At 69.7% G+C, this 12,287-nt stretch carries 4 protein-coding genes; all 4 read right to left on the bottom strand.

The annotated features are described in order from the left end of the window. Window positions 1–14: 14 nt before the first annotated feature. The 4 genes from ACIA6B_RS29730 to ACIA6B_RS29715 all read right to left on the bottom strand — a co-directional run bounded on the left by ACIA6B_RS29730 (window position 15) and on the right by ACIA6B_RS29715 (window position 12,146). Window positions 15–755, bottom strand: coding sequence for a DUF899 domain-containing protein (locus ACIA6B_RS29730; protein WP_396778403.1), 741 nt, complete (start codon window positions 753–755; stop codon window positions 15–17). A 545-nt stretch (window positions 756–1,300) separates the two neighbouring features. Then, window positions 1,301–2,566 carry a hypothetical protein gene (locus tag ACIA6B_RS29725; RefSeq protein ID WP_396778401.1) on the bottom strand — a complete coding sequence of 422 codons (1,266 nt, stop codon included), beginning with the start codon at window positions 2,564–2,566 and terminating at the stop codon, window positions 1,301–1,303. Window positions 2,567–2,901: 335 nt separating this feature from the next. Continuing rightward, window positions 2,902–4,179 carry a LysR family transcriptional regulator gene (locus ACIA6B_RS29720; RefSeq protein ID WP_396778399.1) on the bottom strand — a complete coding sequence of 426 codons (1,278 nt, stop codon included), beginning with the start codon at window positions 4,177–4,179 and terminating at the stop codon, window positions 2,902–2,904. Between the two features lie 107 nt (window positions 4,180–4,286). Next, window positions 4,287–12,146, bottom strand: coding sequence for an SDR family NAD(P)-dependent oxidoreductase (locus tag ACIA6B_RS29715; protein WP_396778397.1), 7,860 nt, complete (start codon window positions 12,144–12,146; stop codon window positions 4,287–4,289). Window positions 12,147–12,287: the final 141 nt, after the last annotated feature.

Raw genomic sequence — 12,287 nt, 5'->3', positions numbered from 1 at the left:
CGGGAGCGCGCCGGTCAGTGGCAGCTGGGCCCGTCCGCCGCCGACTCGTACCGGTCATGGTGCTTGAAGAACATGATGCCGGTGCCGACCTCCTGCCGTCCCAGCGGTGTGAAGTCGAGGTAGTTGTACGTGCCGAGCACGATGTCCGGCCCTCGCCCGTACGTCGAATAGGTGTGGAAGACGTTCGAGTCGTCGTCCCGGAAGAAGACGCTCAGCCCGTGCTGCTCACCGCTCATGTGGTGGGTCAGGCCCTCGCGCTCCAGCGTCGCCTTGTCTTTGTAGTTGTACTCGACCGGGGCGACGGACTCGTCCACGGTGACCTTGAAGTCGTAGTTGAAGTCGGTTCCGAAGGAGGACACCCACGGGATCGTCCAGCCCATTCGCGCCTTGAACTTCTCGATCTTCTCCATCGGCGCCCGGGAGACGGCCGCGAACGACGTGTCGCGGGAATGCAGATGCCCGAGGTGCGCCACGTTGTCGACGAGGAACGAACAGCTCACGCAGCCCTCGTCCCAGCTCGGATCGAACATGAAATGGTACGTGATGAGCTGCCGGCGCCCTTCGAACAGGTCGAGCAGGCTCTTCTCACCCGACGCGGACCGAAACCGGTAGTCCTTCTCGACCGGCGTCATCGGCAGGGCCCGCCGCGCTGCCGAGACTTCGTCCCGCGCGTCGGTGAGCGCCTTCTCCTTGGCGAGCAACTCGATGCGCGCACGCAGCCAGTCCTCCCGGGACACGATCCGCGGACCACTCATCCGGTCTTCTCCTCCCATGCGGGGTCGGCGACCCGGCCGAACCGGCTCTCTGCCCGGATCGCGTCGCCGCGAACGCGGGCGCCACGGCCGGGAGCGCGATCCGGGTACGACGCAGGCACGATCACCAACGACTGGCCGAGGGCGTTCAGGCTCGCCCTTCTGACCTGGCACGCCGACCCCTCGGGCCCACCACGGGACACGGCCCGCGACCAGGCGTCGTTTCATGCTGATCAATGCTTACCGGGGAAAGATAGTACGCGCCGGTACCCTCATCTTCTTCCGCATTGCTCAATCCGACCTGCGCCGAACGGGGGCGCGCGGACGTGGGCTCCCGTTTCCGCAGATCAGCCAGGAATGCCGTCAGGTACCGGACGACAGCCGCCGACTGTTCGTCAACGACGGAGTGGCCGGCGCCGGCGATCTGTGCTCCCACGCCCGCGGTGGACGTGTGGTCGGGTCTGCACCGGCGGCACGACCGGCCGGGGAAACCGGGGCGACGGGGTGGGTGCCGACCGTACGGCCGGCACCCACCCGAGACCGGTCGGTCAGGCGGTCATCACCAGATAGTTCTCCAGTACCCCGATGCTCGGCCCGCCGAGCACCTGGGACACCGAGAACGTCGCCGAGCCGAAGGCCGGCACCGTGATCACGCACTCCTTCGTCTTCGCCGGCGCGCCCGCCGGCATGTCCACGCTGGTCCAGGCCGCAGCCGCGCCGTTGACGCTGCACCGGTGCGCGAACCGCACGTTGCCTCCGGTGTCGCCCTGGCGCAGCACGTAGCGCACGGTGTGCGACACACCGGTGTTGTTGGTGATCCGCCCGGTGTTGGTCTCCACCACACCCCAGTTGGCCAGGTTGCCGGTGGTGCCGTCACTGTTGCGCGGGTCCAGCTCGAACGGGTTGATCTCGGTGAGGGTGAAGCTGCTCGACGACAGCGGCATCCAGACCGAGAGCATGTCGTTGCCGATGGCGGCCGGCTTACGGGACGGGGTGGCGTTGGTGGTCCACCGGTCGCGGGTGACCCCGCCGTAGCTGACCGGGAAGTTCTGGTTCAGCGCGGTCGTGGCGTCGATGGTGTAGTTGAGGTTCTGCGCGACCACCTCGTTGGCATGCCGGTTGACGCCGTACGGCACGGTCACCCGGCCGTCGTACACCTTGCGGTCGTTGTGCAGGCCGTCGCCGTTGTCGGCGCCGCGATACGGCAGCGCGGCGGCAGCCGACGCGGTCGGCAGGGCGCTGAAGACACCGACCTTGACGAAGACCGCGCCGCCGACGCAGGAGCTCACCACCCGGGTGGTGTTCAGGTCGATCGCGCCGGTGAAGAAGGCGTTCGCCGGGGCGGTCGCGGTGAACAGCCACGCGCTGGTGTTGCGCGGCAGCGACTTCGCCGTCTCCGCGCCGTTGCCGTTGAGCATGGTGGCCAGCGGTGCGGCGGCGCCCACGCCAGCGCCCGGGTAGGTGCCGTAGCCCTTGCGGTCGACCTTGACGGTCAGGTCGCAGCCGGAGGTGTTCTGCACCAGGATGCCGTAGACGAACGGGGTCCCGCTGTAGTTGCCGTGCTCGAAGAAGACCCGGTGGGCGCCGGGGTCGAGCGAACCCCGATAGATCAGGTCCCGGTCGGTGTCCTCGCCGTAGAGCAGCCGTTCCGGGGCGTTGAGGAAGGTCAGGGTGCGTACGCCCTCGACGGCGGTGTAGCCGACCGCTGCGGGCGCGGGCGCCGCCATCGCCGGCGTGGCGATGCTCGCCAGCCCTGCCGCCAGCGCGCCGGCGGCGGCGAGCAGGCCGACGCACACGCGGTTGCGCAGAAACATGGAGGTCCTCTCGGATCGTGCGTCCGTATCCGTTGCGGTACGACACGGACGCGGTCGGTCGGCCGGGCCGCCCCCGGGACGGGGTGGGTTCCGGGCGACGATCAGCCGCCGTCAGCCTCGCCCGCGCCGGTAGGGGCTGCCAGAGCCGTTCTCGGCACGCCCCGCGCTCGTGCAACGATCGCCTTACGGCGCCGATCGACGATCGGGCCGGCCAAGATGTACCGGACCAGACCGGTGTCCACATCGAAAGCGCAGGTCACCGACGTGATCAACGCCCTTGCCGGACGGAGGCCCGGCCATTCCGGCGCGCTGCGACCCGGCCGGTACAGCTCGGTTCACGCTCCACCGGCGGACCGGCCGAGCCGACGGCGAAGGTCCGACGTGGCGTGCCGGCGCAGCCACTCGATCAGGGCCGGCTCACGCTCGCGCCACAGCCGCAGGTTCAGGTCGAGCATGAGCTCTCCCAGCCAGCCGGCGTCGGCGTCGGTCAGCACCCGGGCGTTCCACATGAGGACCAGCCGCCCGAGGGGCGCGTCCGACGGACGCACCACCACGTAGTCGTCGCCGGGCATCAGCCCGCCGACCACCCAACTGATCGCCTGTCCCGCGCTCACCAGGGCCCGAATGGCCGCCGAATCCCCCGCGACGTGCACGGTCTCCGGCACGAAGCCGTAGCGGCGGCACAGCCCCAACTCGTACGCGCGGATGACCGGATCCGGGTCCACCACCCACTCCTCGCCGGCCAGATCGGTCACCCGCAGCCCGGCCCGGCCAGCCGCCCAGTGCCCGGCGCCCGCGGCCACCGCGTACGGCGCAGCCAGCAGCGACCGCATCCGGACCGGCCCCCGGCCGCGCGGCATCGCCAACCCCATCGACCAGCCGTAGAAGAGGTCCAGGTCGTCGGCGCGCATCCGGTGCACCGCCGTCGGTAGCGGCACCTGTTCCAACTGCCAGGCGGTGGCGGGTACCGACGCACGCAGCCGGGCGACCACCTGCTGCGGGGAGATCAGCCCGAAGGCCACTCTCAGCCGTTCGGGCAGGCGGGCCTGCGGCGATGGCGCTCTGGTGGGTCGCCGCGGCGAGACCGCCTGGGCCAGGGCGGCATCGATTCGGTCGGCGCCCTTGAGCAGGACGTGTCCGGCGGGGGTGAGAGTCGCACGTCGGGCGCCGGACACCAGCAACGCGACGCCGACCACCCGGTGCAGCCGGGCGATCCGCCGGGAGACCGCGGGCCGGGCCAGTCGCAGCTCTCGGCCGGCAGCCGCGACGCCGCCGTACTCGTGGACCGCGCGCAGCACCGCCAGGTCCGACCAGGTCACCGAGTCCGGGGTGGGCGGCGGGGCCGCCGTGCCGCCGGCGACATCCCGGGCCTGTCCGACGGCGGCGGTCCAGGAGGCAGCGGCCCGGGCGGCGGCGTCCACCAAGAGCCGGCCGGCGTCGGTCGGCACGCAGCTCCGCGGGGTCCGCACCAGCAGCGGTGTGCCGAGCTGTCGCTCCAGGCGGGCGATCCGTCGGGACAGGGCGGGCCGGGTCCGACCGAGCGCCGCTGCCGCCGCGGTGATCGACCCGTGCTGCACCGCCGCCCGCAGCGCGCGCAGATCCTGCCAGTCCATGAAAAAGAGTTAACACCTTCGATGTACGCGACGCCCGGACGACCGGCGGCGTCGTGCGCGTGCGCACGGTCCAGGTCCGCGAGCCCCCGAGCTCAGGATGGTCCCCTCTACTTCGATCCCCGGTAGTCCACGAACGCTGGGCGCTCCTCGGGCGAGCGGGAGAGCCAGTCATTGACGACCAACGCACTCACCGAAGCGTATTCGTCGGTTATTTGCAGATGGTTCCCTGGCACATCTGCCAACGTGACTGTGGCGGCGTAGTCCCAGGTGAACATCCAGTCGTCGTTGTCTGCCGGTCCGCTGATCCGTTCGGACGCCCGGATCTGGAGCGTCGGTATCTCGATGTGCTCCGCGGGCCACCACGGGAAGGAGAGGTAGTGGACCATCGCGAAGACCCAGCTGTCATCGCCGTCATCACCGGTCCGCCTGATTCTTTCGAAGATCTGCTTCTGCCACAGCGGCCCGTCCTCCGACACCGTCTGATGGTCCTCCTGCGACGGTGCGTCGAGCAGAATGACGCCAGCCGGCGGCATGCCCATCCGCGCCAGTTCGGCAGCGACCCGGTGGGCGATCAGCCCACCGCTGGAGGTGCCGCCCAGGGCGAACTCTTCGCCGTTCGCGTTGTCTCGGATAATCGTCTCGGCGTACGCGAACGTCATCGCCTCGATGTTCTCCGGCAGTTTCTCACCGGCGTGGAAGCCGGGCGAGTGCAACACCGACACGTCGCGGGTGCCGTGGAAGGCCGACGCCAGCCGCGCATACGGGAAATTGACCGGGGCCACGTACGGGTTGAAGAGGTACAACTTGGGCCTGCCGCCGCCGGTGGCGATCCGGGTGGGAGGCCGGACCCCCTCGTCGGCCGTGTCCACACCGAACGTCGGGCGCAGCTTCGCCAACCGGCCGACCACGTCGGAGAACTCGTCGTGTCTGCCGTCGACCTCGGCCTGCATGTACATCTCCGCGAGGTTCGACACCCGTACAGGTCCCGGGCCGGCCGAGTCGGCTCCGGCGCTGGGCTGGCTGCCGGCACTCACGGCGGAAGCCAGTTCGCTCAGCAGATGATCGGCCAAGGCTCCGGTGCTGGAATGGTCGAAGACCAGCGTGGCCGGCAGCGACAGGCCGGTCGCGGTGGCCAGCCGGTTACGTAGCTCCACCGCGGTCAGCGAGTCGAAACCGAGGTCTCGGAACGCGCTGTCCGGGTTGATCGTCGTCTGGTCGGGATGGCCGAGCACGAGGGCGGCCTGTGTCCGTACCAGTTCCAGGACTGTCCGCCGGCGTTCCTCCACGCCCATCGCCGCCAACCTGGTGGTCAGGTCCACCGGCGTGTCGGCGGTGGACGCGGCCCGGCGGGCGGACCCGCCGGCCAGGGTCTGCCACAACGGCGGCAGGCCACCAGCGGCGGCGCGACGCAGCGCGGCAAGGTCCACCCGCATCGGTACGAGCTGCGGCCGATCGGTGCGCACTGCCGCCTCGAACAACGCCAGGCCCTGCTCGGAGGACAGGGGAAGGAAGCCGTTGCGTCGCATCCGGTCCAGATCGGCCTCGTCAAGATGCCCGGTCATCGCCGACTGCTGAGCCCACAGCCCCCACGCCAACGAATGACCAACCAGACCCTCCGCCTGCCGGCGCAGCGCCAAAGCGTCCAGGACCGCGTTGGCCGCGGCGTAGTTACCCTGCCCCGGGGACCCCAGCGTGGCCGCCGCCGACGAATACACCACGAACAAACCCAGATCCATGCCACGGGTCAGCTCGTGCAGCCACCACGCCGCATCCGCCTTCGCCCGCAACACCGTCTCCAGCCGCTGCGGCGTCAACGCCTCAATCACCCCGTCATCAAGCACACCCGCGGTGTGCACCACCCCCACCACCGGATGCTCGACCGGCACCCCCGCCAACACCGCCGCCAGCGCATCCCGGTCAGCGACATCACACGCCACCACCCGCACCCGGACGCCCAACCCGGTCAGCTCACCGACCAGCTCGGTCGCGCCCGCCGCGGCCGGACCCCGCCGGGACAACAACAACAGGTGCCTGACCCCGTGCGCGGTGACCAGATGCCGGGCCACCAACCCACCCAACACCCCCGTCCCACCAGTGATCACCACCGTGCCACCCGCATCCAAACCCGCCAACAACCCACCAGAGCCAGACAGCGACAATCCACCAGCACCAGCCCGGACCAACCGCCGCACATACCGGCCACCAGCGCGTACCGCGATCTCCGGCTCACCGCTGTCGACTACCGCTGCCAGGATCCTGCCCAGATCGGTGTCGTAGTGGGTGTTGTCGTCGAGGTCGAGCAGGACGAACCGGTGAGGATGCTCGGACTGCGCGGAACGGACCAAACCCCACACCGCCGCCGCAGCCAAGTCACTGCCATCAGTAGCACCCCGAGTAACCACCACCAACCGGGAACCCTCCGTGCCCGGATCAGCCAACCACTCCTGAACCCAACCCAACACCACCGTGCACGCCGCATGCGTAGCCTCAACAACACCCACCCCATCACCCGCAGCCGGCAACTCGGCGACCACTACCGCAGGCAGCTCACCATCAACCTGCCCGTGCCGTCCCCAGACCGGTTCGGCAGCCACCGGTTCCGCGTCCGGTAGCGGCACCCACTCCACCGCGAACAGCGACTGCGCCGCGTCCAGCATCCCGGCGCCGAGTTGGTCGGCGGTCACCGGTCGCATCACCAGCGAGTCCGCGGTCAGCACCGGCTGGCCGGCGGTGTCGAACACCGCCACCGCGATAGCCCCGCCGTCGTCGGCTGGTGTGAGCCGGACCCGCAGCGTGGTCGCCCCGGTCGCGTGCAACCGCACCCCGCTCCACGCGAACGGCAACACCGCCTCATCACCGAGAAGTCCGGTCAACCCGATCGCGTGCAACGCCGCGTCCAACACCGCCGGATGCAACCCGAACCCATCCGCTGCGGCGTGTTCGGGCAGCGCCACCTCGGCGTACACATCCCGGTCGGAACGCCACACCGCCCGCAAACCCTGGAACACCGGCCCGTACACATACCCGCCACCGGCCAACCGCTCATACAGACCGTCCACCACCACCGGCCGCGCCTCAGCCGGCGGCCACTGCCCCAACCCGGACGGCACCCGACCAGCCTGCGGGCTCAGCACACCCGTGGCATGCCGAATCCACGCACCCCCCACACCCTCCGCGCCTTCGGCCCGGGAGTACACGTTGACCGGTCGTCGACCGTCCTGGTCGGGGTCACCGACCCACACCTGCACCTGCACCCCGCCCTGTTGGGGCAGCAGCAACGGGGTCTGCAGCGTCAACTCCTGCACCACGCCACAGCCGATCTGGTCCCCGGCGTACATCACCAGTTCCACGTAAGCCGTGCCCGCCAGCAACACCGCACCCAACACCGCGTGATCGGCCAACCACGGCTGTTCCGACAACGACAACCGGCCGGTCAACACCACCGCGTCCCCATCAGCCAACGACACCGCCGCACGCAACAACGGATGATCAACCGAGCCCTGACCCAACCCCCGAACATCCCCCACACCAGCCACCGCCGACTGCGGCCAGAACCGCTGATGCTCAAACGGATACGTCGGCAGTTCCACAGCCCGCCGACCTGCGCTTGTGTCGAGCAGTGTCGGCCAGTCCACCGTCCCGCCGTGTACGTGGACCCCGGCGACCGCAGTCAGCAGTGTCTGCGGCTCGTCCCGGTCACCTCGCAGCGCGGGCAGCCACACCCCTGCGTCGGGGGTGTCGGTGTCGGCCATCGAGGTCAGGGTGCCGTCCGGGCCCAGTTCGAGGAACACGCCCACGCCCTGCTCACGCAGCGCGTTCACCGCGTCGTGGTACCGCACCGTCTGCCGGACATGCGCCAACCAGTATCCCGGCTCGATCACGTCCGCACCCGGGGTGCCGGACACCACCGGGATCGTCGGCTCACGCCACACCACCCCGCCCAACACGTCGGCGAAGTCGGCCAACATCGGCTCCATCAACGGCGAATGGAACGCGTGACTGACCCGCAACCGCCGCGCCTTGCCACCGGCGTCCCGCCACTGTTGTGCCAGGTCCAACACCACGGTCTGGTCACCGGAGATCACCGTCGAGCGGGGACCGTTGACCGCCGCGACGCCCACCAGGTCGGTGTGCCCGGCGATCAGGTCCTGCGCCTCGACGTCGCTGGCGGTCAACGCGACCATGGCGCCGCCAGTAGGTAGCGCCTGCATCAGGCGGCCTCGCGCGGCTACTACCGCCACCGCATCGGCGAGATCCCACACCCCGGCCACATGAGCCGCGCTCAACTCGCCGATCGAATGCCCCGCCAGACACTGCGGAACCATTCCCCAGGAGGTGATCAGCCGGTACAAGGCCACCTGCACCGCGAACAACCCCGCCTGGGTGTACACCGTCTGATCCAACAACTGCGCCTCGCCCGCGACCACGTCCCGCAACGACCGCTCCAAATGGCGGTCAAAGGACGCGCAAACCTCATCGAACACGTCAGCGAAAACCGGATACGCCTCATACAAACCCAGGCCCATTCCGAGGCGCTGACTCCCCTGCCCGGAAAACACCACCGCCAGCCGCCCGGAACCGGCAACCCCGCTCACCACCCCCGACGCCTGGCCACCCGCGGCCAGCACCCGCAACCCATCCACCAACACCTGCCGATCCTGGCCGAGCACCACACCCCGATGGGTGAACCCGGTCGCCCGGCTGTCCACCAACGCCCGCCCCACCGCAACCGGCGCGACCTCAGGCCGATCGGTCAGGAAACCGGCCAACCGCTGCGCCTGCGCCCGCAGGGCCACCTCGGACTTGGCCGACAACAACCACGGCACCACCCCGCCGGCCGGCAGCGGGGCCGGCTCATGGTCCAACGCCTTTTCCGGTGCGGGATCGGCTTCTTCGAGGATGAGGTGGGCGTTGGTGCCGCTGATCCCGAACGACGACACCCCGGCCCGCCGCGGCCGACCGTTGACCGGCCACGGCGTGGCCTCGGTCAGCAGTTGCACCACTCCGGCCGACCAGTCCACGTGTGTGGAAGGCTCGTCCACGTGTAGCGTCCTGGGCATCAGGCCGTGTCGCATCGCCAGGATCATCTTGATGATCCCGGCGACCCCTGCGGCGGCCTGAGTGTGGCCGATGTTCGACTTCACCGACCCCAACCGCAACGGCCGATCCGCCGGCCGGTCCCGGCCGTACGCGGCAATGAGCGCCTGCGCCTCGATCGGATCACCCAACGTCGTGCCTGTTCCGTGCGCCTCCACCACGTCCACCTCGCCCGGCGACAGCCGGGCGTTGGCCAGGGCCTGACGGATCACCCGCTGCTGCGACGGACCATTCGGGGCACTCAACCCATTCGACGCCCCGTCCTGGTTGACCGCGCTGCCCCGCAGCACCGCCAACACCTGATGCCCCCGCCGGCGGGCATCCGACAACCGCTCCAACACCAGGATTCCGATGCCTTCACCCCAGCCCGTGCCGTCGGCGGCGTCCGCGAACGATTTGCACCGCCCGTCGGCGGCCAGCCCGCCCTGCCGGGAGAACTCCACGAACGCGCCCGGCGTGGCCATCACCGTCACACCGCCGGCCAGGGCCATCGAGCACTCACCCGAGCGCAACGCCTGCGCCGCCAGATGCACCGCGACCAGGGACGACGAACAGGCCGTGTCCACCGACACCGCCGGGCCCTCCAAGCCCAGGGTGTACGCCACCCGCCCCGATGCCACACTTCCGCTGGTCCCGGTGCCATATCCCTCGGTCGCGGCCGGGCTCGCCGCCAACTGCATGGCGTAGTCGTGGTACATCAAGCCGACATACACGCCGGTGTCCGAGCCGCGCAGCCCCGACGGGTCGATCCCGGCCCGCTCCAACGCCTCCCAGGAAACCTCCAACAGCAGGCGCTGCTGCGGATCCATCGCCACAGCCTCCCGCGGACTGATCCCGAAGAACCCCGCGTCGAACAACGCCGCGTCAGTCAGGAACCCACCCTCGCGGACATAACTGCTCCCCGACCCCGCCGAACCCGGGTCATCTGACAACCCGACATCCCAACCCCGATCGGTGGGGAACCCACCCACCGCGTCGACACCCTCAACCAACAACCGCCAGAACCCGTCCGGGTCACCCACCCCACCCGGATACCGACACCCCATCCCCACAATCGCCACCGGCTCATCAACACCCGCACCCACCACCACCGGCGCCAGAACATCGGCCTGCTCACCAAGCAGCTCCGTCAACACATACCCGGCCAACACCACCGGCGTCGGATAGTCAAAAACCAGCGTGGCCGGCAACGACAACCCCGTCGCGGCAGCCAACCGGTTACGCAACTCCACAGCAGTCAACGAATCAAAACCAAGCTCGCGGAACGCCCGATCAGGTGCGACCGCCTGAGCACTGTCGTGACCAAGGGCTGTAGCCGCGTGGGTACGTACCAGTTCCAGGACTGTCCGCCGGCGTTCCTCCACGCCCATCGCCGCCAACCTGGTGGTCAGATCCACCGGCGTGTCGGCGGTGAACGCGGCCCGGCGGGCGGACCCGCCGGCCAGGGTCTGCCACAACGGCGGCAGGCCACCAGCGGCGGCGCGACGCAGCGCGGCAAGGTCCACCCGCATCGGCACGAGTTGCGGCCGGTCGGTGCGCACTGCCGTGTCGAACAACGCCAGGCCCTGCTCGGAGGACAGGGGAAGGAAGCCGTTGCGTCGCATCCGGTCCAGATCGGCCTCGCCGAGATGCCCGGTCATCGCCGACTGCTGAGCCCACAGCCCCCACGCCAACGACTGCCCAACCAGACCCTCGGACCGCCGGCGCAGCGCCAAAGCGTCCAGGACCGCATTCGCCGCGGCGTAGTTACCCTGCCCCGGGGACCCCAGCGTGGCCGCCGCCGACGAATACACCACGAACAACCCCAGATCCAAGTCCCGGGTCAGCTCATGCAGCCACCATGCCGCGTCCGCCTTCGCCCGCAGTACGGGCTCCAGCCGCTGCGGCGTCAACGCCTCGACCACCCCGTCATCAAGCACACCCGCGGTGTGCACCACCCCCACCACCGGATACTTGGCCGGCACCCCTGCGAACACCTCAGCCAGCGCATCCCGGTCAGCGACATCACACGCCACCACCTGAACCCGGGCGCCCAACCCGGTCAGCTCACCGACCAGCTCCGCCGCCCCCGCAGCGGCCGGACCCCGCCGGGACAACAACAACAGATGCCTGACCCCGTGCGCGGTGACCAGATGCCGGGCCACCAACCCACCCAACACCCCCGTCCCACCAGTGACCACCACCGTGCCACCCGCATCCAAACCCGCCAACAACCCACCAGAGCCAGACAACGACAAACCACCAGCACCAGCCCGGACCAACCGCCGCACATACCGGCCACCAGCGCGTACCGCGATCTCCGGCTCACCGCTGTCGACTACCGCTGCCAGGATCCTGCCCAGATCGGTGTCGTAGTGGGTGTTGTCGTCGAGGTCGAGCAGGACGAACCGGTGAGGATGCTCGGACTGCGCGGAACGGACCAAACCCCACACCGCAGCCGCAGCCAAATCACTGCCATCAGTAGCACCCCGAGTAACCACCACCAACCGGGAACTCTCCGTGCCCGGATCAGCCAACCACTCCTGAACCCAACCCAACACCACCGTGCACGCCGCATGCGTAGCCTCAACAACACCCACCCCATCACCCGCAGCCGGCAACTCAGCGACCACCACCGCAGGCAGCTCACCATCAAGCCCGGCTGGCGAGTGGGGCACCAGCAGAGGTTGCGGGCGCTGCCTGTGCCATGCCCAGCCCAGTTCGGTAGCTGCCGACGTGGTGTCGGATTCCGCGTCCGGTAGCGGTACCCACTCCACCGCGAGCAGCGACTGCGCCGCATCCGGTACCCCGACGCCCAACTGGTCGGTGGTCACCGGCCGCATCACCAGCGAGTCCGCGGTCAGCACCGGCTGGCCGGCGGTGTCGAACACCGCCACCGCGATAGCCCCGTCGTCGGCTGGTGTGAGCCGGACCCGTAGCGTGGTCGCCCCGGTCGCGTGCAACCGCACCCCGGTCCACGCGAACGGCAACACCGCCCCGCCATCGTCGCCGAGCAGCCCGGTCAACCCGAT

This window comes from Micromonospora sp. NPDC051141 (genome assembly GCF_044455765.1).
Taxonomy (GTDB): domain Bacteria; phylum Actinomycetota; class Actinomycetes; order Mycobacteriales; family Micromonosporaceae; genus Micromonospora.
The sequence above is the reverse complement of the archived record's forward strand: the minus strand, read 5'-3'. Positions and strand labels throughout refer to the sequence as shown.